23 protein-coding genes are annotated in these 21,747 nt (G+C 75.0%); 19 read left to right on the forward strand and 4 right to left on the reverse strand.

Annotated features, from left to right (window positions below; all coding sequences use genetic code 11):
- Positions 1-94: 94 nt before the first annotated feature.
- The 12 genes from O2W16_RS12755 to tsaE all read left to right on the forward strand — a co-directional run bounded on the left by O2W16_RS12755 (position 95) and on the right by tsaE (position 11,322).
- Positions 95-1,060 (forward strand): PfkB family carbohydrate kinase, encoded by a 966-nt coding sequence (locus O2W16_RS12755; protein WP_269159177.1) that lies wholly within the window; start codon positions 95-97, stop codon positions 1,058-1,060.
- A 52-nt stretch (positions 1,061-1,112) separates the two neighbouring features.
- The gene (locus tag O2W16_RS12760) at positions 1,113-1,667 is read left to right on the forward strand and encodes a beta-class carbonic anhydrase (RefSeq protein WP_269159178.1); all 555 of its coding nucleotides are present in this window, start codon (positions 1,113-1,115) and stop codon (positions 1,665-1,667) included.
- 152 nt (positions 1,668-1,819) lie between these two features.
- Positions 1,820-2,263 carry a 50S ribosomal protein L13 gene (rplM, locus tag O2W16_RS12765; RefSeq protein WP_269159179.1) on the forward strand — a complete coding sequence of 148 codons (444 nt, stop codon included), beginning with the start codon at positions 1,820-1,822 and terminating at the stop codon, positions 2,261-2,263.
- On the forward strand, positions 2,260-2,679 hold the full coding sequence (gene rpsI / locus O2W16_RS12770) for a 30S ribosomal protein S9 (protein ID WP_442928913.1): 420 nt from the start codon (positions 2,260-2,262) through the stop codon (positions 2,677-2,679). The genes rplM and rpsI overlap by 4 nt, the downstream gene beginning before the upstream one ends.
- 10 nt (positions 2,680-2,689) lie before the next feature.
- Complete coding sequence (gene glmM / locus O2W16_RS12775) at positions 2,690-4,045, forward strand: phosphoglucosamine mutase (RefSeq protein WP_269159180.1); 1,356 nt, start codon at positions 2,690-2,692, stop codon at positions 4,043-4,045.
- A gap of 84 nt (positions 4,046-4,129) precedes the next feature.
- Positions 4,130-5,992 (forward strand): glutamine--fructose-6-phosphate transaminase (isomerizing), encoded by a 1,863-nt coding sequence (gene glmS / locus O2W16_RS12780; RefSeq protein WP_269159181.1) that lies wholly within the window; start codon positions 4,130-4,132, stop codon positions 5,990-5,992.
- A 45-nt stretch (positions 5,993-6,037) separates the two neighbouring features.
- Positions 6,038-6,415, forward strand: coding sequence for a holo-ACP synthase (locus O2W16_RS12785; protein WP_269159182.1), 378 nt, complete (start codon positions 6,038-6,040; stop codon positions 6,413-6,415).
- Positions 6,412-7,848: an NAD(P)H-hydrate dehydratase gene (locus O2W16_RS12790; protein WP_269159183.1), complete on the forward strand. Its 1,437-nt coding sequence runs from the start codon at positions 6,412-6,414 to the stop codon at positions 7,846-7,848. The genes O2W16_RS12785 and O2W16_RS12790 overlap by 4 nt, the downstream gene beginning before the upstream one ends.
- Positions 7,849-7,875: 27 nt before the next feature.
- Positions 7,876-9,027 carry an alanine racemase gene (gene alr, locus O2W16_RS12795; RefSeq protein ID WP_269159184.1) on the forward strand — a complete coding sequence of 384 codons (1,152 nt, stop codon included), beginning with the start codon at positions 7,876-7,878 and terminating at the stop codon, positions 9,025-9,027.
- Positions 9,027-10,214: an alpha/beta fold hydrolase gene (locus O2W16_RS12800; protein ID WP_269159185.1), complete on the forward strand. Its 1,188-nt coding sequence runs from the start codon at positions 9,027-9,029 to the stop codon at positions 10,212-10,214. The genes alr and O2W16_RS12800 overlap by 1 nt, the downstream gene beginning before the upstream one ends.
- A 32-nt stretch (positions 10,215-10,246) precedes the next feature.
- Positions 10,247-10,873 carry a uracil-DNA glycosylase gene (locus O2W16_RS12805; protein ID WP_269159186.1) on the forward strand — a complete coding sequence of 209 codons (627 nt, stop codon included), beginning with the start codon at positions 10,247-10,249 and terminating at the stop codon, positions 10,871-10,873.
- Complete coding sequence (gene tsaE / locus O2W16_RS12810; protein WP_269159187.1) at positions 10,870-11,322, forward strand: tRNA (adenosine(37)-N6)-threonylcarbamoyltransferase complex ATPase subunit type 1 TsaE; 453 nt, start codon at positions 10,870-10,872, stop codon at positions 11,320-11,322. The genes O2W16_RS12805 and tsaE overlap by 4 nt, the downstream gene beginning before the upstream one ends.
- A 3-nt stretch (positions 11,323-11,325) precedes the next feature.
- Here tsaE and O2W16_RS12815 read toward each other — a convergent pair whose 3' ends face one another.
- Complete coding sequence (locus tag O2W16_RS12815) at positions 11,326-12,006, reverse strand: alpha/beta hydrolase (RefSeq protein ID WP_269159188.1); 681 nt, start codon at positions 12,004-12,006, stop codon at positions 11,326-11,328.
- Between the two features lie 110 nt (positions 12,007-12,116).
- Here O2W16_RS12815 and tsaB point away from each other — a divergent pair, with 110 nt between their 5' ends.
- From tsaB to tsaD, 3 genes are read left to right on the forward strand one after another with little or no spacing between them, the layout of a single operon-like run.
- Positions 12,117-12,746 (forward strand): tRNA (adenosine(37)-N6)-threonylcarbamoyltransferase complex dimerization subunit type 1 TsaB, encoded by a 630-nt coding sequence (gene tsaB / locus O2W16_RS12820; RefSeq protein ID WP_269159189.1) that lies wholly within the window; start codon positions 12,117-12,119, stop codon positions 12,744-12,746.
- The gene (gene rimI, locus O2W16_RS12825; RefSeq protein ID WP_269159190.1) at positions 12,743-13,192 is read left to right on the forward strand and encodes a ribosomal protein S18-alanine N-acetyltransferase; all 450 of its coding nucleotides are present in this window, start codon (positions 12,743-12,745) and stop codon (positions 13,190-13,192) included. Before tsaB ends, rimI begins: the two co-directional genes overlap by 4 nt.
- A complete protein-coding gene (gene tsaD, locus O2W16_RS12830; RefSeq protein WP_269159191.1) occupies positions 13,189-14,223 on the forward strand; it encodes a tRNA (adenosine(37)-N6)-threonylcarbamoyltransferase complex transferase subunit TsaD in 1,035 nt (344 codons plus the stop codon). The genes rimI and tsaD overlap by 4 nt, the downstream gene beginning before the upstream one ends.
- Before the next feature lie 27 nt (positions 14,224-14,250).
- On the opposite strand, the gene O2W16_RS12835 is transcribed toward tsaD, so the two are convergent.
- Positions 14,251-15,516, reverse strand: a complete 1,266-nt coding sequence (locus O2W16_RS12835; RefSeq protein ID WP_269159192.1) for a class I SAM-dependent methyltransferase — start codon at positions 15,514-15,516, stop codon at positions 14,251-14,253.
- 172 nt (positions 15,517-15,688) lie between these two features.
- On the opposite strand from O2W16_RS12835, the gene groES reads away from it, so the two are divergent.
- The 3 genes from groES to O2W16_RS12850 all read left to right on the forward strand — a co-directional run bounded on the left by groES (position 15,689) and on the right by O2W16_RS12850 (position 19,527).
- Positions 15,689-15,997 carry a co-chaperone GroES gene (groES, locus tag O2W16_RS12840; protein WP_269159193.1) on the forward strand — a complete coding sequence of 103 codons (309 nt, stop codon included), beginning with the start codon at positions 15,689-15,691 and terminating at the stop codon, positions 15,995-15,997.
- A 131-nt stretch (positions 15,998-16,128) separates the two neighbouring features.
- Positions 16,129-17,769 (forward strand): chaperonin GroEL, encoded by a 1,641-nt coding sequence (gene groL, locus O2W16_RS12845; RefSeq protein WP_269159194.1) that lies wholly within the window; start codon positions 16,129-16,131, stop codon positions 17,767-17,769.
- 144 nt (positions 17,770-17,913) lie between these two features.
- A complete protein-coding gene (locus tag O2W16_RS12850) occupies positions 17,914-19,527 on the forward strand; it encodes a tetratricopeptide repeat-containing diguanylate cyclase (protein ID WP_269159195.1) in 1,614 nt (537 codons plus the stop codon).
- A 94-nt stretch (positions 19,528-19,621) separates the two neighbouring features.
- Here O2W16_RS12850 and O2W16_RS12855 read toward each other — a convergent pair whose 3' ends face one another.
- Entirely contained in the window at positions 19,622-19,921 is a 300-nt protein-coding gene (locus O2W16_RS12855) for a WhiB family transcriptional regulator (protein WP_036334333.1), read from the reverse strand.
- A 367-nt stretch (positions 19,922-20,288) separates the two neighbouring features.
- On the opposite strand from O2W16_RS12855, the gene O2W16_RS12860 reads away from it, so the two are divergent.
- Positions 20,289-21,047, forward strand: a complete 759-nt coding sequence (locus O2W16_RS12860; protein WP_269159196.1) for a response regulator transcription factor — start codon at positions 20,289-20,291, stop codon at positions 21,045-21,047.
- A gap of 121 nt (positions 21,048-21,168) precedes the next feature.
- Here the strand turns inward: O2W16_RS12860 and O2W16_RS12865 are convergent, their stop codons facing one another.
- Positions 21,169-21,603, reverse strand: a complete 435-nt coding sequence (locus O2W16_RS12865; protein ID WP_269159197.1) for a DUF5319 family protein — start codon at positions 21,601-21,603, stop codon at positions 21,169-21,171.
- Positions 21,604-21,747: the final 144 nt, after the last annotated feature.

The following is a 21,747-nucleotide window of genomic DNA, read 5'->3' on the forward strand; positions in this document are numbered from 1 at the left end:
GTGCACGGCGGGTGGTCGCACGACCGAGCGCGAGCGGGCAGGCTGGCCGGTGACCGACGTCGCGCGCCTGGCGCGGCGTGGACGAGGAGGAAGCGTGCCAGTTCCGGAGGGCCCCGCCGTCGTCGTCGGCCAGGTGGGCCGGGACCTCGTGCTGGAGGTCGACCGGCTGCCGCCCGGCGGCCGGAGCACCGACGTCCGCCGCCGCCGGGAGCTGCTCGGCGGCAAGGGCGCGAACCAGGGCGTCGCGATGGCGCAGCTGGGCTGGCCGGTCGCGCTGGTCGGGGTGCTCGGCGACGACCCGCCGGGTGACCTCGTCCTCGCCCAGGCGGTCGCCGACGGCCTGTGGGTCTCCGGGGTGGTCCGCCGCCACGGCGCCGAGACCGCCCTGCTGGTCGACCTGGTGGAGGCCGACGGCACCCGGCGGCTGCTGGAGGACGTGCCGGCGGCCACCCTGCTGACCACCGCCGACGTGGCCGCGGTCGCACCCTCGTTCGCGCGGGCGTCGGCCGTCGTCCTGCAGCTGCAGCAGCCGGGCGACGCCGTCCGCGCCGCGCTGGCACGGGCTCCCCGGGACGCGCTGACGGTCGCCGACGGTGCGCCGCCGGACGACGAGACCCGGGACGCGCTGCTGGGCCGGGTGCAGGTCCTCCGGGCCGACGCGGTGGAGGCCGGGCTGTGGGTGGACGGCGAGCTGGCCGGGCTGGCCGACGTGCGCGACGCGGCCCACCAGCTGTGCGCGGCCGGTCCGCGGGTGGTCTGCCTGGCGGCCGGGGAGGACGGCGACCTCACGGTGTGGCGGGAGCCCGGCGGCCGGTTGCGCGAGGAGCTGGTGCCGCTCCTCGGCCCGGACCCGGTCGACCCGACCGGCGCCGGGGACAGCGTCGTGGCGGCCCTCACCGTCGCGCTGCTGCGCGGGGCGGACCCGGGGACGGCGGCCTGGCAGGCGGGGGCCGCTGCGGCCCTGACGGTGGACCGGCTGGGCGGGCGGCCGGCGCTGGACCCGGAGCAGGTCACCGGCCTCGCGGCGGAGTGCCGGGAGCGCGGCGGTGCGGGCCGCTGACCCGTCGCGCTAGCGTTCGCCGGGACACGAGGCGGACGCAGAGGTGGTGCAGGTGACCGAGATCGACCGGATGCTCGCGGCGAACGAGGCCTGGCTCGGGGAGTTCCCGGGCGACCTCCCGGTGGCCCCCGACCGCAAGGTCGCCGTCGTGGCCTGCATGGACTCGCGAATGCCGCTGTTCGGGATGCTCGGCCTGGCCGTCGGCGACGCCCACGTCATCCGCAACGCCGGCGGCGTCGTCACCGAGGACACCCTCCGGTCGCTGGCCATCTCCCAGCACGTCCTGGGCACCCGTGCGGTCGTGCTCGTGCACCACACCGACTGCGGGCTCAACAAGGCCACCGACCAGGAGGTCGCCGACCTGGTGGAGCGGACCACCGGGCACCGGCCGCCGTGGGTGGCGCGCACCTTCACCGACGTCGACGCCGACGTCCGGGAGTCGATGCAGCGGATCCGGGAAACGCCCTACCTGCTCAGCACCGAGGTGCGCGGCACCGTCTACGACGTCGCCAGTGGCCGGCTCCGCGAGATAGAGGGCCCTGCTGCCCCCCACCCCTCGCAGGCTGGCGGCGGGTCCCTGCAGCAGGGCCAGGAGTCGGGTTCGTAGCTGGCGCTGGTACCGTGTTCCGTTGGTGCGCGATGCCGGTTGGTGCGCGCGTGTCCGGGGCTCCGATCTGATCGGGTCCGCCCAAGTCTCCCGTGCTCGGTGAGGCGATCCCACCAGCCACCCGCCCGACGACGACAGGACAAGTGAGCCTCGTGCGCACGTACAGCCCCAAGCCCGGTGACATCACCCGGGCCTGGCACGTCATCGACGCCACCGACGTGGTGCTCGGTCGACTCGCCAGCCAGACCGCGATCCTCCTCCGCGGCAAGCACAAGCCCCAGTTCGCGCCGCACGTCGACGCCGGCGACTTCGTCGTCATCGTCAACGCGGGCAAGGTGGCCCTGACCGGCTCCAAGCGCGACACCAAGGTCGCCTACCGCCACTCCGGCTACCCGGGTGGTCTCCGGACGATCAACGTCGGCGACGAGCTGAAGACCCGTCCCGACCGCGTCGTCGAGCGCGCCGTCAAGGGGATGCTGCCGCACAACACGCTGGGCCGGCAGATGCTCTCCAAGCTCAAGGTCTACGCCGGGCCCGAGCACCCGCACGCCGCCCAGCAGCCCCAGACCTACGAGATCAAGCAGGTGGCCCAGTGACCAGCGCACTGACCGTGACCGACGCCGACGGGCGTCCCATCCAGACCGTCGGCCGCCGTAAGGAGGCCATCGTCCGGGTGCGTCTGCTCCCCGGCACCGGCGAGTTCAAGCTCAACGGCCGCACCATCGAGCAGTACTTCCCCAACAAGGTGCACCAGCAGCTCATCCGTGAGCCGTTCGTGATCCTGGAGAAGAACGAGCAGTACGACGTCGTCGGCATCCTGCACGGTGGCGGCGTCAGCGGCCAGGCCGGCGCGCTGCGCCTGGCCATCGCCCGCGCGCTCATCGAGATCGAGCCCGATGACCGTCCGGCCCTGAAGAAGGCCGGCTTCCTGACCCGTGACCCCCGGGTCACCGAGCGCAAGAAGTACGGCCTGAAGAAGGCCCGCAAGGCGCCTCAGTACTCGAAGCGCTGACGGTACGTCCGTGGGTCGGCTCTTCGGGACCGACGGCGTCCGGGGCCGGGCCAACGCCGAGCTGACGCCGGAACTGGCGCTCTCGGTGGCTCGGGCTGCCGCCAGCGTGCTCGCCGACCGCGACGGGACCTCGCGTCCCGTCGCGGTCGTCGGGCGCGACCCCCGCGCGAGCGGGGAGATGCTCGAGGCCGCCGTCGTGGCCGGCCTGGCGAGCGCCGGCGCCGAGGTGCTGCGCGTCGGGGTCCTCCCGACGCCAGCGATCGCGCACCTGACCGGCCGCACCGGCGCGGACCTGGGCGTGATGCTCTCCGCGAGCCACAACCCGATGCCGGACAACGGCATCAAGCTGTTCAGCCGGGGCGGGCACAAGCTGCCCGACGCCGTCGAGGCCGCCATCGAGCGGCGGGTGACCGGTGCCGACGACGGCGATCCCCGCGGCGACCACCGGCCGACCGGCGGGGGCATCGGCCGGGTCCGCGACCTGGCCGGCGCCGCGGAGGACTACGCCACCCACGTCCTCTCCGCGCTGCGCGAACCCCTGCGGAACCTGCGCGTCGTCGTCGACTGCGCCCACGGGGCCGCCTACCGCTGCGCCCCGGAGGTCTACCGCCGGGCCGGTGCGCAGGTGCACGTCATCGGTGGCGAGCCCGACGGCTGGAACATCAACGACGGCATCGGGTCCACCCACCTGCGGCCGCTGATCGACGCCGTCGCGCGGCACGGTGCCGACATCGGCATCGCCCACGACGGGGACGCCGACCGCTGCCTGGCCGTGACCGCGCAGGGTGACGTCGTCGACGGCGATGCGATCCTGGCGATCTGCGCGCTGGCGCTGCACGAGAGCGGCAACCTGGCCGACGACACGGTCGTCGCCACCGTGATGAGCAACCTCGGCTTCCACCACACCATGCGCGCCGCCGGCATCGCCGTGCAGACGACCGCCGTGGGCGACCGCTACGTCCTCGAGGCGCTGCGCTCGCGTGGGCTCTCCCTGGGTGGCGAGCAGAGCGGCCACCTGGTCTTCCTGGACTGGGCGACCACCGGCGACGGACTGCTCACCGGGCTGGCGCTGCTGTCCCGGATGAGCGCCACCGGCGCCTCGCTGGCCGAGCTGGCCTCCGTCGTCCAGCGGCTGCCGCAGACCCTGGTCAACGTGCCGGTGACCGACCGGCTCGCCGTCGTGGAGAGCGACGAGGTGGCCCAGGCGGTCAACGCGGTCGAGGCCGAGCTCGGCGACACCGGCCGGGTGCTGCTGCGCCCCTCGGGCACCGAGCAACTGGTGCGGGTGATGGTCGAGGCTCCCACCCAGGAGGAGGCCGACGCCGTCGCCACCCGGCTGGCCGACATCGTCGCTGCCGTCACCTGACGGCTGCTCGGCACCCGGGGCGCGCCCGCTCGTCCCGACCGAGGTCACAGGTGGCCGGCCTGAGCCCCCGGTATCGTCGGGGGAATGTGCGGCATCGTGGGGTACGTCGGCCCGCAGGACTCGTTGGACGTCGTCCTGGAGGGCCTGCGTCGACTCGAGTACCGGGGCTATGACTCGGCCGGGGTGGCGGTGCTGGCCGACGGCCGGCTGGCCACCGCCAAGAAGGCGGGCAAGCTCGCCAACCTGGAGAAGGAGCTCGCCGAGGCCGGGCTGCCGGCCTCGACCATCGGCATCGGGCACACCCGCTGGGCCACGCACGGCGGGCCCACCGACCGCAACGCCCACCCGCACGTCTCCGCCGACGGCACGGTCGCGGTGATCCACAACGGGATCATCGAGAACTTCGCGTCGCTGCGTGCCGAGTGCGAGGCCGCCGGCATCGAGTTCTCGTCCGAGACCGACACCGAGGTCGTCGCCCACCTGCTGGCCGCCGTCTACCGGGAGACCGCGGAGGGGCCCGACCGGCTCGCCGAGGCGATGCGGACCGTCAGCCGGCGCCTGCAGGGTGCCTTCACCCTGGTCGCCAGCCACGCCGCCGAGCCCGACCGGCTGGTCGCCTCCCGGCGCAACAGCCCGCTCGTGGTCGGGGTGGGCGACGGGGAGTACTTCCTCGGCTCCGACGTGGCCGCCTTCATCGGGCACACCCGCCGGGCGCTGGACGTCGAGGAGGACCAGGTCGTCCTCCTGGACCGCCAGCACGGGGTGACGGTCACCGACTTCGCCGGCACCGTCGTCGAGCCGGTGACCCGCACCGTCGACTGGGACGCCGCCGCCGCCGAGAAGGGCGGCTACGACTGGTTCATGCTCAAGGAGATCGCCGAGCAGCCGCAGGCCGTGGCAGACACCCTGCTGGGCCGGCTCGGTGAGACCGGCGAGCTGGTGCTCGACGAGGTCCGGCTCTCCGACCAGGAGCTGCGCGACGTCGACAAGATATTCGTCGTCGCCTGCGGCACCGCCTACCACGCCGGGCTGATCGCCAAGTACGCGATCGAGCACTGGACCCGGGTGCCGGTCGAGGTCGAGCTGGCCAGCGAGTTCCGCTACCGCGACCCGGTGCTGGACCGCAGCACGCTGGTCGTGGTGATCAGCCAGTCCGGCGAGACGATGGACACCCTGATGGCACTGCGGCACGCCCGGCAGCAGAAGGCCAAGGTCCTGGCGATCTGCAACGCCAACGGGTCGACGATCCCGCGGGAGTCCGACGCCGTCCTCTACACCCACGCCGGGCCCGAGGTCGCCGTCGCCTCGACCAAGGGGTTCCTCACCCAGGTCGTGGCCTGCTACCTGGTGGGGCTGTTCCTGGCCCAGGTGCGCGGGGTCAAGTACGCCGACGAGGTCGCCGCCATCGTCGAGGACCTGCGGGCGCTGCCGGCCCAGGTGACCGAGGTGCTGGGCACCATGGAGCCGGTGCGGGAGCTCGCCCGCGACCTGGCCACCGAGAACACGATCTTGTTCCTCGGCCGGCACGTCGGCTACCCGGTGGCCCTGGAGGGGGCGCTCAAGCTCAAGGAGCTCGCCTACATCCACGCCGAGGGGTTCGCCGCCGGGGAGCTGAAGCACGGCTCGATCGCGCTCGTCGACCAGGGGACGCCGGTGGTGATCGTCGTCCCGTCGCCGCTGAGCCGGGAGTCGGTGCACGGCAAGGTGGTGAGCAACATCCAGGAGGTGCGCGCCCGCGGGGCCCGCACGATCGTGATCGCCGAGGAGGGCGACGACGACGTGCTGCCCTACGCCGACCACCTGATCCGGGTGCCGCGCACCCCCACCCTGCTCGCGCCGGTCGTCACCACCGTGCCGCTGCAGGTGCTGGCGTGCGAGATCGCCGCCACCCGCGGTCTGGACGTCGACCAGCCGCGCAACCTCGCCAAGAGCGTCACCGTCGAGTAGCGGCACCACCCGGTGCGGGCGGACGGCGCCAGGCAGACTGGGCCGGTGATCATCGGGATCGGTGTCGACGTCTGCCCCGTGGAGCGGTTCGCCGCCTCGCTGGTCCGCACCCCGGGGCTGCGGGACCGGCTGTTCACCCCGGCGGAGCAGCGCACCCCGGCCGGCGCCGAGCGCAGCGGTGAGTCCCTGGCTGCCCGCTTCGCCGCCAAGGAGGCGCTGGCCAAGGCGCTGGGCGCGCCGGGCGGGCTGCGCTGGCACGATGCCGAGGTGGTGGTCGGGGAGCGCGGGCGCCCGCACCTGGAGGTCCGCGGCACGGTGGCCCGGTGCGCGGCCGAGCTGGGTGTGACCTCCTGGCACGTGTCGTTGAGCCACGACGGGGGCATCGCCTCGGCCATGGTGATCGCCGAGGGAACTGCCCCGTGATCGGGCTGCACACGGCCGCGCAGGTGCGGGACGCCGAGCAGGCCGTGCTGGCCGGGCTCCCGGCGGGCGCGCTGATGCAGCGGGCCGCGACCGGGCTGGCCACCGTCTGCCTGGGGCTGCTGGGCCGGGGCCACGGCGTCCGCGTGGTGCTGCTGGTCGGGTCGGGCGACAACGGCGGCGACGCGCTCTTCGCCGGCGCACTGCTGGCGCGGCGTGGGGCGGCCGTCACCGCCGTCCTGCTCACGCCGGAGCGGGCACACGCGGGAGGTCTGGCCGCGTTCCGCCGGGCCGGGGGGCGGGTGGCCGACGCGGCCGACGCCGGGCTGCACCGGGCCGACCTGGTCCTCGACGGGATCATCGGTCTCGGCGGCAGTGGCGGGCTGCGGGAGCCGGCGGCCGCGCTGGTCCGGGAGGCGACCGCCGGGCCGGGGCTGCTGGTCGCGGTCGACCTGCCCAGCGGCGTCGTCGCCGACACCGGGGAGGTGCCGGGCGACGCCTTTCCCGCGCAGCACACGGTCACCTTCGGCGCGGTCAAGCCCGGGCTGGTGGTCGGCGCCGGGCGCCGGCAGGCCGGCACCGTGCACCTGGTCGACATCGGGCTCGGTCCCGCGCTGGCCGAGCCGGCGGCCCGGCAGCTGACCGACGCCGACGTCGTCCCGCACCTGGACGCCCCCGCACCCGACGACGACAAGTACTCGCGCGGCGTGGTCGGCGTGCTGGCCGGTTCGGCCACCTACCCCGGCGCCGGGGTGCTCTGCACGGGAGCCGCGCTGCGCACCCGGCCGGGCCTGGTCCGGTACGCCGGCACCGCCGCGGAGGGCGTGCGCGCCTCCTGGCCGGAGGCGATCGTCACGTCCGGCCGCCCGGGGGACGCCGGACGCGTGCAGGCCTGGGTGGTCGGCCCGGGGATGGGCACCGACGACGACGCCGCGAGCGTGCTCGCCGAGGTGTTGGCGACCGACCTGCCGGTGGTGGTCGACGCCGACGGGCTGACCCTGGTCTCCCAGCGGCCGGAGCTGGTGGGCGAGCGGACCGCGCCCACCGTGCTCACCCCGCACGACCGCGAGTTCGCCCGGCTCTTCGGTGACGTCGGCACCGACCGGATGGCCGCGGCCCGCCGCGGCGCCGCGGAGCTGGGCTGCACGGTGCTGCTCAAGGGCGATGCCACCGTCGTCGCCGACGCCGCCGGCAACACCTTCGTCAACGGCACCGGGACCCCGTGGCTGGCGACCGCCGGCACCGGCGACGTGCTCGCCGGGGTGCTGGGTGCGGTGCTGGCGACCGGGCTGCCGGCCGCGGAGGCCGCGGCCGTCGCCGCCCACCTGCACGGCCGGGCCGGTCAGCTGGCCGCCGAGCAGGGACCGCTGATCGCCGGTGACCTGGTCCGCCGGCTGCCGGAGACGCTGGCCCGGTTGCGCGCCGGCGCCGGCTGACCGCGGCGGCCTGGGACAGTGGGCGGTGTGACGCAGGTGCAGCAGGTGCTGGGCAGCCGGGCCGAGGTGGTCGTCGACCTCGACGCGATCGCGGAGAACACCGCGGCGCTGCGTGCGCGCGCCGGCCGGCCGCTGATGGCGGTGGTCAAGGCCGACGGCTACGGCCACGGGCTGGTCCCCGCTGCCCGGGCGGCGCTCGCCGGCGGGGCCGACGCCCTCGGGGTGACGGTGCTGGAGGAGGCGCTGGCGCTGCGCGCCGCGGGTGTCACCGCACCCCTGCTGTCCTGGCAGCACGGGCCGGGGGAGGACTACGCCGCGGCGCTGGCCGCCGACGTCGAGCTGTCGGTCAACGCGGAGTGGGCGCTGACCGAGGTGGTCGACGCCGCCCGCGCCGGCGGCCACCTCGCCCGGGTGCAGCTGTTCGCCGACACCGGCCTGTCCCGCGAGGGGGCGACCCCGGAGGCGTGGCCCGGGCTGGTGGCTGCGGCGGTGCGCGCCCAGGCCGACGGCGACCTCGTCGTGACCGGGCTGTGGAGCCACCTCGCCTACGCCGACGCCCCCACCCACCCGACCATCGGCCGCCAGGTACAGGTCTTCGAGGAGGCGGTGGCGCTGGCCCGGCGGGCCGGGCTGAGCGACGTCCGCCGGCACCTGGCCAACTCGGCGGCCACGATCGCGCTGCCGGAGACCTGGTACGACATGGTCCGGCCGGGCGTGGCGGTCTACGGCCTGGACCCGCTGGGCGGCGACCCGGGGCAGTACGGGCTCCGCCCGGCGATGACGGTGCAGGCCCGGGTGGCGCTGACCAAGCGGGTGCCGGCCGGGGCCGGCGTCTCCTACGGCCACACCTACTCCCCGGAACGCGAGACGACGCTGGCCCTGGTGCCCGTGGGGTACGCCGACGGGGTGCCCCGCGCCGCCGGCAACCGGGCGCCGGTGCTCGCCGCCGGGGCGCAGCGGACGATCGCCGGCCGGGTCTGCATGGACCAGTTCGTCCTCGACGTGGGCGACGACCCGATCGCACCGGGCGACGCGGTGGTGCTGTGGGGCTCGGGGGCCGCCGGCGAGCCGACCGCCCAGCAGTGGGCCGATGCGGTCGACACCATCCACTACGAGCTCGTCACCCGGGTGGGCGGTCGCTTCCGCCGCCGCTACGTCGGCACCGCCGGGGTCCTCTGATGGGCCCGCACGGCAGCCTCCACCTGAGCCGCACGGCCGGCCTGGTCGGCGCCGCGGTCGGTCTGGCCGCAGCCGGCACGGCGGTCGGTGTCGCCGTCACCCGGACGGCGACGTCCCGGGTCCGGGCCGGCCAGCTGGCCGGCCGGCGCGGGGAGGACGGCCGCCCGGTCGAGGACGTGCCGGTGAACCAACTGCGCCGGGAGGACCCGCTGGGCTCCGGCCGCCGTTCCGCCGACCGCACGATGGCGGTGCGAGCCGAGGACGGGGTCGCGCTCTGGGTCGAGGAGGTCGGCCCGACCGATGCGCCGCTGACCGTCGTCTTCGTGCACGGCTATGCGCTGTCCATGGCCTCCTGGACGTTCCAGCGCCGCGACCTGGGCGAGCAGCTGGCCACCGCCAACGGTCACCGCCCCACCGCGCGCCTGGTCTTCTACGACCAGCGGGGGCACGGCGCCTCCGGCCGCGGTGCGGCCGAGCGCTCGACGATCGACCAGCTGGCCGCGGACCTGGAGTCGGTGCTCACCGCCCGGGTACCGCGCGGGCCGGTGGTGCTGGTCGGTCACTCGATGGGCGGGATGACGGTGCTCGCGCTCGCCCGGCGCCGGCCGGAGCTGTTCGGGACCCGGATCGCCGGGGTGGCGCTGGTGTCCACCTCCAGCGGCAACCTCGGCGAGCTGGACTTCGGGCTGCCCGCGCTGCTGACCCGGGTGCGCGCCACGGTGCTGCCGGTGGCGGTCTGGGCCATGCGTCGCAGGCCCGGGCTCGTCGAGCGCACCCGGCGACTGGCCAAGGACGTCGTGTCGGCGGTCACCTGGTCGATGTCGTTCTCCTCCACCGGCGTCGACCCGGCGCTGGGGCGCTACGTGGACGCGATGATCGCCGGGACCCCGGTCGACGTGGTGGCCGAGTTCTACCCGGCGATCGCCGGACTGGACGTCAGCGGCGCGATCGAGCCGTTGCGCCGGGTGCCGACCGTGGTGCTCACCGGGGACGCGGACAAGCTGATCCCCAAGGCGCACAGCGAGCGGATCCGGGAGCGGCTCGAGGAGATCGGCGGGGGTCCCGTCGAGTACGTCGCCGTCCCGGACGCCGGGCACCTGGTGCCGCTGGAGCACCCGTCGCAGGTGACGGACGTGCTGGCCAGTCTGGTCCGCCGGGTCGTCGCCCGGCAACGCCCCACCGGCTGACGGCCGGCTCGGCCCGGCCGTAGGGTCTGCCCGTGGTCTCCGCCCGTCCGCCGCGCCTCGACGCGGCCGCCACCGAGGTGGCGGCGACCGCCGCTGCCGCGCCGGACTGGGGCGCGCTGGCCGACGTCGCCCGCTCCTGCGTCGCCTGCCCCGAGCTGGCCGCCACCCGGCAGCACGTCGTCGTCGGGGACGTGCCGGTGACCGGCCGGCCGCGGCTGGTGGTCGTGGGGGAGGCCCCCGGCGCCACCGAGGACGAGACCGGCCGGCCGTTCGTGGGCAGGAGCGGCGCGCTGCTGGACCTGCTGCTCGGCGAGGCCGGGCTGCCTCGTGCGGAGGTGGCCGTGCTCAACATCGTGAAGTGCCGCCCGCCGGCCAACCGGACCCCGAAGGCACCCGAGGTCGCCCGCTGCAGCGGCTGGCTGCGTCGCCAGCTGGACCTGCTGGACGCCTCCGTCGTGGTGGCCCTCGGGCTCTCCTCGGCGAAGTGGTTCCTCGGCCCGCGCACCGTGCTCGGCCAGGTGCGGGGCCGGGCGCACGACGTCGACGGGCGGGCGGTGTGGGTCACCTACCACCCGTCGGCGGCGATCCGGTTCGGTCCGAACGGCGCCCCGCGGGCCGCGCTGGCCGCCGACCTGCACGCCGTGGCGGCCTCGCTGTGAGGCGCGCGCACGAGCTGCCCACCGTCGCCGACACCCAGGCGTTCGGCCGCGAGCTGGCCGGGCTGCTGCGGGCCGGCGACCTGGTCGTGCTGGCCGGTCCGCTGGGTGCGGGGAAGACGGCCCTCACCCAGGGGATCGGCGCTGGCCTCGGGGTGCCCGGCCCGGTGACCTCACCGACCTTCGTGCTCGCCCGGGTCCACCGCGGCGGGCGGGTGCCGCTGGTGCACGTCGACGCCTACCGGCTGGCCGGCATGGCCGACGTCGACGACCTGGACCTCGACGCCACCACCGAGGAGGCGGTCACGGTCGTCGAGTGGGGGCACGGCCTGGTCGAGCAGCTGGCCGACGAGCACCTGGTCGTCGAGCTCGACCGCCGGGACGACGACGTCCGCACCGTCCGGCTGGTGCCCGTCGGCCCGGGCTGGGAGCAGCGGCTCCCCGAGGGCTGAGGCTCAGCCGGCCCGCTCGACGATCGGGCGCAGCAGCGCCGCCAGCTCTGCCGGTGCGGCCAGGAACGGTGAGTGGCCGGCGTCCAGCCGGAGCACGGTGCCGGCGCGGGCGGACATCGCCTCCTGGGCGGCCACCGGGATGGCCCGGTCCTGCTCGCAGACGACGTAGGTGCTCGGCAGCTCCGTCCAGGCGGCGCGGCTCAGCGGCTGGGTGAGCGCGGCCGTGGACTGCAGCTGCAGCTCGGCCACCGCCTGCCGGGTGAGCTCCGGGGGGACGCCGTTGTAGAAGACCTCCTCGGGCGTGGTGACCCGCACGTGCGTCGGGTGCAGCTCCTGCCAGGACGGGACCTGCCCGCCCAGGCTGCTCACCAGCGAGTCGCCCACGTCGAGCTGGAAGGCGCACAGGTAGACCAGGTGCGCCACGCCCAGCTCGGCGGTGGCCGCCTCGCTGATCGGGATCCCGCCGTAGGAGTGCCCCACCAGGACGACGGGCCCCTCGACCCCGGCGAGCGCGTCCCGGACGGCCGCGGCGTCGGCGGTGAGGTCGCCGAGCGACTGCGGGTCGGTGCCGGAGCTGGGCAGCGCGACGCGGACGACGTCGACGCCGGGCAGGTGGTCGACCAGCGGCTGCCAGCACCACGGGGAGTGCCAGGCGCCGTGGACCAGGACCAGGGTGGCGGGCATGGTGGTTCCTCGTCGTCGGGGGGGCGGTGGACGCGCAGTCGATCAACAAGGGGGCCTCCGGCGCAACCGCCCGGCCGCTGACGACGGGGGCGCATCTACCCTCGACGGTCGTGCTCGTCCTCGCGCTCGACACGGCCACCCCGACCCTCGTGGTCGGCCTCGCCCGCTGGACCGCCGGTGGACCCGCCGAGGTGCTCACCGAGCGCGGGCTGCCCTCGGGCAATCGGCACGCCGAGCTGCTCACCCCTGCGATCCGGGAGGTGCTCAGCACGGCCGGCGTCGCGATGGCCGACCTGGACGCCGTCGTGGTCGGCCTCGGACCGGGACCCTTCACCGGCCTGCGGGTGGGCATCGTCACCGCAGCCGCCCTGGGGGACGCCCGCGGGGTCCCGGTGCACGGGGTCTGCTCGCTGGATGCGGTCGGCGACGGCGCCCGCTCCGTCGTCACCGACGCCCGGCGCAAGGAGGTCCACTGGGCCACCTACGACGACGCCGGGGTGCGGCTCTCCGGCCCCGGCGTGGACCGGCCGGAGGACGCCCCGGTCGCCGACCCGGTCGTCGGGGACGTGCGGTTCGCCGATCGGCTGGGGCGCGAGGTCATCGCCGCGGAGGTCACCACCGCCGGGCTGCTGCGCGCCGCCGTCTCGCTGCTGGACCGGCCACCGGCGCCGCTGGAGCCGCTGTACCTGCGCCGTCCCGACGCGGTGCCCTCGGTGACCCGCAAGCCGGTGTCGCAGTGACGGTGCAGCTGCGCGACATGACGGTCGACGACCTGACCGCGGTGATGGCGCTGGAGGAGGAGCTCTTCGCGCCGGACACCTGGACCGAGTGGATGTACCGGGACGAGCTCGACCGCCCCGACACCCGCCACTACCTCGTCGCCGTCGATGCCGACGCCGTCCTCGGCTACGCGGGGCTGATCAGCTACCCCTACGAGGCGCACATCGCGACCATCGGGGTCACCGGCACCCGGCAGCACGAGGGGATCGGCGCACTGCTGCTGGACGCCCTGCTCACCGAGGCGGACGGGCGGAGGACGCCGGTGCTGCTGGAGGTCCGTGAGGACGACGAGGCGACCCAGGCGTTCTACCGCCGGCGCGGGTTCACCGAGATCGGCCGCCGCCCGAACTACTACCCGCTCAGTGGGAAGGACGCCGTCGTGATGCTGCGGGAGGTGCGGCGATGAGCCAGCCGCTGGTGCTGGGGTTCGAGACCTCGTGCGACGAGACCGGCATCGGGCTGGTGCGCGGGCAGACGCTGCTCTCCGACGCGCTGGCCACCAGCATGGCCGAGCACGAGCGTTTCGGCGGGGTGGTCCCGGAGATCGCCAGCCGGGCGCACCTGGAGGCGATGGTCCCCACCGTGCACCGGTCGCTGGCCGACGCCGGGGTGACCCTCGGTGACGTCGACGCGATCGCGGTCACCGCCGGCCCGGGGCTGACCGGCGCGCTGTTGGTGGGGGTGGCGGCGGCCAAGGCCTATGCGCTGGCCCTCGACGTCCCGCTGTACGGGGTGAACCACCTGGCCGCGCACGTCGCCGTCGACGAGCTGGAGCACGGCCGGCTGGCCGAGCCCTCGATCGCCCTGCTCGTCTCCGGCGGGCACAGCTCCCTGCTGCTGGTGCCCGACCTCGCCCAGGAGGTGCAGGAGCTGGGCCGGACGATCGACGACGCGGCGGGGGAGGCCTTCGACAAGGTCGCCCGGGTGCTCGACCTGCCCTTCCCCGGTGGTCCGCCGATCGACCGGGCCGCCCGCGAGGGCGACCCGCGGGCCATCCCGTTCCCGCGCGGCCTCACCGGCCCCCGCGACGCGGCCTACGACTTCTCCTTCTCCGGCCTGAAGACGGCGGTGGCCCGCTGGGTGGAGGGCCGACAGCGGGACGGGGAGCCGGTGTCGGTCGCCGACGTCTCCGCGTCCTTCCAGGAGGCGGTGGTCGACGTGCTGACCGCCAAGGCGGTGCGGGCCTGCCGCGACCACGGGGTCGACCACCTGGTCATCGGGGGCGGAGTGGCGGCCAACTCGCGGCTGCGCGCCCTGGCCCAGGAGCGCTGCGACGCCGCCGGCATCGTGCTGCGCACCCCGAGCCCGCGGCTGTGCACCGACAACGGCGCGATGGTGGCCGCGCTCGGGTCGCGGCTGGTCGAGGCCGGCGTGCCCGTGGCGCCGATCGACCTGGGCGCCGACAGCTCCATGCCGATCGACCTCATCTCCCGCTGAACCACCAAAATGGCCATTCTGGTGGACCTAGTGGGCCGCGCAGACCAGCACGGTCGGGGCGCCGGCGACGCGGGTGACGACGACGACCGCGCTGCCCTCGCCGGGGCCGCGGAGTTGGCGGGCCAGCGTCTCCGGCTCGATCGGCGACCCCCGCTTCTTGACCACCACCCGGCCCACCCCGCGCGCCCGCAGCAGCGCCTTCAGCTTCTTGAGGTTGAACGGCAGCACCTCGGTCACCCGGTACGAGCTGACCCACGGCGAGTCCGCTGTCGCGTCGGAGGTCAGGTAGGCGATCGTCGGGTCGACCAGCGTCGCGTCCAGCTCGGCCGCGGCGAGGGCCACCAGGCCGGAGCGGATGACCGCCGGGTCGGGCTCGTGCAGCCACTCGCGCACCGGGCCCGGCTCGGCGTCACCGGGGTCCGTGTCGGCGGTCAGCTCCCGGACCACGCCGTCCCGGCCGACGACGGTGGCCCGGCGCCAGGTGCGCGACGGCGCGCGCCCCCACAGCAGCGCCTCGACGATCGACCCGCCCACCGACACCCACTCGGCCTCGACCCCGGCCGGCACCCGGTCGTGGTCCAGCCCTGGAGCCACCTTCACCAGGCAGGTGGGCACGGCGTCGAGCAGCGCCTGCACCGTCGACCACGGTGGGGACCAGCGGTCCGGGTCGAGCTGGCGGCGCCCGCCGGCCCGCCGGGCGGGGTCCAGGACGGCGGCGTCGCAACCGGCCACCCGGCCCCCGGTCGCGGCGGCCACCAGCTCGACGGCGTCGGCGTCGCGGACCTCGACGCCGGTGAGCCCGGACGCCGTGGTGTTGAGCCGGGTGAGCTCGCGGGCGACCGGGTCCAGGTCGACGGCGACCACGGTGGCGCCGGCCCGGGCCAGGGCGATCGTGTCGGTGCCGGCGGCGCAGCCGAGGTCGACCACCGACCGGGCGCCGTCGGCCAGCAACCGGGCGGCCCGCCGGTCGGCGAGCACCGGGCGGCCGGCCTGCTCCAGCGCGTCGGCGGTGAAGAAGAACCGGTCGGCATCGGCGCCGAACGCCGGCCGGGCCCGCTCCCGCTGCCGGGCGATGCCCCAGGCCGGGCCGGCCAGCTCCACGCCCACCTCGGCCCGAAGCCGGGTCAGTGCGGTGACCGCGTCGGCGCGTCCGGCCAGCAGCTCCCGCGCGCGGGTGAGCGCCGCCGCGCCGGCCGGGGTCGCGAGGGCCTGGAGCTGGCGCACCGTCTCCGCGGCCTGCCCGCCGGGCTCGTCGTCGTGGGGGTCGCCGGGCACCGCCACAGCCTGGTGCATCGCCGTCCCCACCTGGGCAGGACCCCGGTTGAGCGGCTGGCACTCACGTGGGTAGAGTGCCAATCGACACGGGCCGGGCCCCGACCCCCGCGACGGCGAGGCCCAGCCCCCGTGCCACAGCATCAGCACCATCCATCGAGAGCCCGTCCGACACCGAAGGGGGCGTCACGACGTGACGACCGCTACCAAGGTCAACATCAAGCCGCTCGAGGACCGCGTGGTGGTCCAGGCCAATGAGGCCGAGACCACCACCGCCTCCGGTCTGGTCATCCCGGACACCGCCAAGGAGAAGCCCCAGGAGGGCACCGTCATCGCTGTCGGCCCCGGCCGCGTCGACGACAACGGCAACCGGGTCCCGCTCGACGTGAACGTCGGCGACGTGGTCATCTACTCGAAGTACGGCGGCACCGAGGTGCGCTACGGCGGCGAGGACTACCTCGTCCTCTCCGCGCGCGACCTGCTCGCCGTCGTCTCCAAGTAGGAGACCCCCGGCCCCTGCTCGGGGCCGCGCACGACACAGCACGACACCGCCCCGGCGACCCGTACCACCGGGTCCCGGGGCGGTCGTCGTCTGCCCCCGTCTTCCTCCGCACCACCTGAGAGAGGTCTGGCATGGCCAAGATCATCCTGTTCGACGAGGACGCCCGTCGCGCCCTCGAGCGTGGCGTCGACAAGCTCGCCGACGCCGTCAAGGTCACCCTCGGCCCCCGCGGCCGCAACGTGGTCATCAACAAGAACTTCGGCGCTCCGACGATCACCAACGACGGCGTGACCATCGCCCGGGAGATCGAGCTCGAGGACCCGTACGAGAACCTCGGCGCCCAGCTCGCCAAGAACGTCGCCACGAAGACCAACGACGTCGCCGGCGACGGCACCACCACCGCCACCGTGCTGGCCCAGGCCCTCGTGCACGAGGGGCTGCGCAACGTCGCCGCCGGGGCCAACCCGATGAGCCTGGGCCGCGGCATGCGCGCCGCCGTCGACGCGGTCTCCGCCGCCCTCGACGCCGTCGCCATCCCCGTCGACGACCGGAAGGCCATCGCCGGGGTCGCCACCGTCTCCGCGCAGGACGCCGAGGTCGGCGAGCTGATCGGCGAGGCGATGGAGCGGGTCGGCAAGGACGGTGTCATCACCGTCGAAGAGGCCAACGGGATGACCACCGACCTGGACGTCACCGAGGGCGTGCAGTTCGACAAGGGCTACCTCTCGCCGTACTTCGTCACCGACAACGAGGCGATGGAGGCCGTCCTCGAGGACGCCCTCGTCCTCATGGTCAGCGGCAAGGTCAGCGCCCTGGCCGACCTGCTGCCGCTGCTGGAGAAGGTGCTGGCGACCGGCAGCCGGCCGCTGCTGATCGTGGCCGAGGACGTCGAGGGCGAGGCGCTGTCCACCCTGGTCGTCAACTCGATCCGCAAGACCGTCAAGGTCGTCGCGGTGAAGTCGCCCTACTTCGGTGACCGGCGCAAGGCGTTCATGACCGACCTCGCCATCGTCACCGGCGGCCAGGTCGTCAGCGAGGACGTCGGCCTGTCCCTGGACGGCGTCGGCCTCGAGGTGCTGGGCACCGCACGCCGGGTGACCGTCACCAAGGACGACACGACGATCGTCGACGGCGGCGGCACCTCCGGCGCCGTGGCCGACCGGGTCGCCCAGATCCGCAAGGAGATCGAGGCGACCGACTCCGACTGGGACCGCGAGAAGCTGCAGGAGCGGCTGGCCAAGCTGGCCGGCGGCATCGCGGTCATCCGCGTCGGTGCCGCGACCGAGGTCGAGATGAAGGAGCGCAAGCACCGCATCGAGGACGCCATCGCCGCCACCCGCGCTGCGGTGGAGGAGGGCGTCGTCCCCGGGGGTGGCTCTGCGCTGGTGCACGCCGCCACGGCGATCGACGACCTGGAGCTGACCGGCGACGAGCTGATCGGTGCCCGGTCGGTGCGCAAGGCGATCGACTCGCCGCTGGCGCTGATCGCCTCCAACGCCGGGTTCGAGGGGCCGGTCGTCGTCGGCCGGGTTCGTGAGCTGGGCATCGGCCAGGGCTTCAACGCCGCCACCGGCGAGTACGGCGACCTGGCCGCCCAGGGCGTCATCGACCCGGTCAAGGTCACCAAGGCGGCGCTCTCGCACGCCGCCTCGATCGCGGCGATGGTGCTCACCACCGACTCCGCGATCGTGGAGAAGCCCGCCGACCACGAGTCCGACGGTGCCGGGCACCACACCCACGGGCACTCGCACGGCCACGGGCACAGCCACTGAGCTGAGCGCGACCGGCTGACCTCCGCCCCCGTTCCCGCCTGGGAGCGGGGGCGGACCGGTTCCCGGCCGCGGGGCGTACACCCCGTGCGGGTCAGCCCGCCGAAGCCGGGTTCAAGGTGTCCGCGTGGCGGTCGATGGGGTGGTGTGCACGCCACGGAGGCCGGTGAGAGGGCAGCGTCCCTCTCCTCTCCGGCGACCGCTGCGGACGCCGCCGAGCTGGCGGTCGCCCTCGGCGAGCTCGAGGCGCTGTCGCGTTTCGACCACGACGGCATCGGGAAGCGGGCGCAGGCAGCGCAGGACGCCGCCCGTGCACTGGACGCCCCGGAGCTGGAGCTGCGGGCGCGACTGGTGTCGGCCGACCTGGCCCGCCGACGCGGCGACGTGGCCGAGGCCGGCCGGGTCGCCCGCGAGGTGCAGCGCTGGGCCACCGACGCGGGGTCCCGGCACGTGCTGTCCCGCAGCCACTTCCTGCTGGCGGCCGTCTTCCAGGAGCTGGGCGACCTGTCGCTCGCTCTGGAGCACGCCGTCCAGTCGGTGGACCTCCTCGGTGACGACGGGCCCCCGGCGCAGCGGATCGACCACCTCGCCCGGCTGGCCGACTGCCAGGGCCTGCAGGGTGACGAGGGAGCGCGCGAGCGGTACGCGGAGGTCCTCGGTCTCGCCGCACAGCTCGGTGACGTGGACCGGCAACTGCTGATCCTGAACAACTGGGCCTACGTGGAGACGATCGCCGGCCGGTACGACGGTGCCCTGACCCTGAGCACGAAGCTGCAGGCGCTCTCCGATGAGCACGGGGTGGTGTTGCACGTCGGGCGGCTGGACACCATCGCCCGCGCCCTCCTCGGCCTGGGGCGGCTGGAGGAGGCGGAGAGCGCCCTCGCGCCGGGCACCCGGTCCGGGGCGCTGGACGCCTCCTCGGACGGGGACGCCGGCGCCGACTTCCTGCTCACCCTGGCCGAGGTCCGTCGTCGGCGGGGGCGCGTGGCAGAGGCTCAGGAGGCGCTCGACGAGTGCGTGCGCCGGTGCGAGCAGCACGGGCTGACCGCCATCCGGGTGCGCGCCCGGCGGGAGCAGGCCGAGCTGCACGCGGCAGGTGCTGACTACCGGGCGGCGTTCGAGGAGCACCAGCTGTACTGCCAGGCGGCGCTGGACCTGCAGTCCGTGCAACGCGATGCCCGGGCCCGGGCGCTGCAGGCGATGTACGAGACCACCGAGGCGCGGCGGCAGAGCCGGCGCTACCGCGAGCTCTCGCTGCGTGACCCGCTGACGGGCCTGTACAACCGTCGCTTCGTCGACGACCAGCTCCCGCGGGTGCTGGACCGGGCGACCACGACCGACGAGGTCGTCTCCGTGGCGCTGGTCGACCTGGACCACTTCAAGCGCGTCAACGACACGTGGTCCCACGACATCGGGGACCAGGTGCTCCGTGCGGTGGCGGCGAGGCTCGAGGTCGCCGCCTCCGGCTCCGCCGTGCCGGGTGGCTTCGCCGCCCGGATGGGGGGCGAGGAGTTCCTGCTGGTGCTCGTGGGCGGGGACCTGCGGAGCACCGTCCGGCAGCTGGAGGACCTGCGCCGGGAGGTCGCCGCCCACCCGTGGGGCGAGTTGGCCGACGACCTGGCGGTGACGCTGAGCGCCGGGGTGGCCACAACCGCCGGGGACGCCGGCGCGACGATCGCCGGCCTGCTCAGCCGCGCCGACGAGCACCTGTACGGGGCGAAGACCCGGGGGCGGGACCTGGTCGTCAGCGACCTGGGCTGAGCGGTGCCGGACAGCCGAGAGGGCCGGTCCGACGCGTTCGTCGGACCGGCCCTCTCGGCGTCTCGTCAGCGGGGGAGGTCTCCCGCCAGCAGGATCAGACCGCGGCGGCGATGGCGGCGGGTTCGGCGGCGATCAGCCGCGCGCGCTCCTCCTCGCTCATGCCGCCCCAGACCCCGTAGGGCTCGCGGACCGACAGGGCGTGCTGGAGACAGGACTCGATCACCGGACAACGTCCGCAGACGGCTTTGGCGGCGGCCTGGCGGCGAGCACGGGCCGGCCCGCGCTCACCGTCGGGGTGGAAGAAGAGCGACGTGCTCTCGCCCCGGCAGGAACCGTGCAGCTGCCAGTCCCAGACCTCGGCCACGGGGTTGGGCAGTCGGCGGATGTCAGCCATTGGACCTCCTCGGCTCGGTGCACCGGGGGGTCTGCCCGGTCGCTTCCGGCCCGATGCCCGCTGCCGAGCAGCCGCAAACACGACCGATCGTGCTCGTCCTGCGAGATCGGCCGAGTTGTGCTTCAGCCGTCGCCCGATCACGGGTCGTCACCCGCGGGGGTGACGGCCACTGTTGCTGCGCTACCCAGCGGATCAAGGTGGTCACAGTGAGTGCCGACCACCAGGGTGGGGGACACCCCGCCACCCGTCCGGGAGACCGGGGGTGCCGGCGCTCCCGGGAGCGGGGGGACACCCCGCTCCGGCCACCCGCCCGGGCGACGCCCGGTCGGTACGCCGCCGGCTCCGACCGGCGCAGACGGGAGCAGTCGTGATCGAGGACAGGGCGCGGGGCAACGGCAGCGGTGGATCCGTCGTCTGGGTGTTCGACGAGCGCCGCCGGGTCCGGGACGACGTCGCCGGCCGGCTGCTGGCCCTGCCGTTCGTCAGCCGCGTCGAGGCCGTCGCCGACCCCGCGTCGCTGATGGCCCGGCTGGACAACCGGGTGCCCGACGTCCTGCTCGTCGGCACCCAGCGGGCGACCGACAGCGGGCTGTCGGTGGCCACCCAGGTCCTGCGCGCCCACCCCGCGCTGCCGGTGCTGATGCTGGGGGCGCCGGACGACGCCGAGACCGTGCGCGCCGCGGTCTCCCTCGGCGCCCGGGGCTACCTCCGCTGGGACGCCAGCCCGGTGGAGCTCGGGCTCGGGCTGTCCCGCACCGGCATGCGACCCGAGGGTGGGCGCCTGCCCCACCAGCCGGCCCCTGCGCCGCGCAGCCCGCAGCACACGGGCATGCTCGCCGGCACCCCCGCCGGCTCGAGCTGGAGCGGCGCCAGCCCGCTGGCCGGCCTGGCCCCGACCACGGTGCGGTCCACGGTCCCCGAGACGCCGCAGGCCGCCCTGTCGGGCCGGGAGATGCAGGTGCTCACCGGGATGAGCCAGGGCAAGAGCAACGCCCAGATCGGCCGGGAGCTCTACCTGTCCGAGGACACGATCAAGACCCACGCGCGGCGGCTGTTCCGCAAGCTGGGCGCCAAGGACCGCGCCGAGGCCGTCGCCACCGGCTTCCGCCGCGGCATCATGACCTGACCTGACCTGACCCAGCGAGAAGCGCCCGAGCGCGGAGTCCGGACCCCCGGACACCGCGCTCAGCCGTCTCTCGGGCGCCGTCCCGGCCGCTTGTGGCGGGGCGTGGCGCGGAGGGTCCCGCCTAGTCGTCGCGGGCGTGCCGGCCGCCGGTGCCGTGCCGGCCGGTGGGCTCCTCGCGCTCGGCGAGCGCGGCCACCCCGTCGGCGTAACCGCTGGCGTAGTCCCAGCTGACGTAGTCGTCGGGGTCGGGGTCGAACGGCGGCTCGTGCCGGCCGGTCTGGCCCTCGTCGAGCAGCTGGCGAAGGTTCGCCTGCATCAGCGCCCAGTCGACGTGGTGCTCCTCGTCGCAGTCGGGGCAGTCCACGACGATGCCCTTGACCCCGGTCGGCTCCAGCAGCGTGCGGAAGACCTCGAGCTCGGCCAGGTCGTCGAGCACCCCGGCCCGTTCCTCCATGGTCAGCGGTGGCTGCACCGAGTGGTCACCGGAACCGAGACCGTCCCCGAAGTCCGGGTCGCGATCCGGGGTCGCGCCGAATGCGTCGTCCCACGCGTCCACGTGTCCTCCTCGCCGGACAGGCCGGCCTTCTCGGTCAGTGCTGGTCAGCCAGCAGTCGGGCCGGGCGCACCCGGCCACCGGACCACGGTAGCGGGGGGCGGGAGCCCACCGGTGCTCCGCCTAACATGAGCTGGGATCCCGTGC

This window comes from Modestobacter sp. VKM Ac-2984, assembly GCF_026967985.1.
In the GTDB taxonomy this organism is placed as follows: domain Bacteria; phylum Actinomycetota; class Actinomycetes; order Mycobacteriales; family Geodermatophilaceae; genus Modestobacter.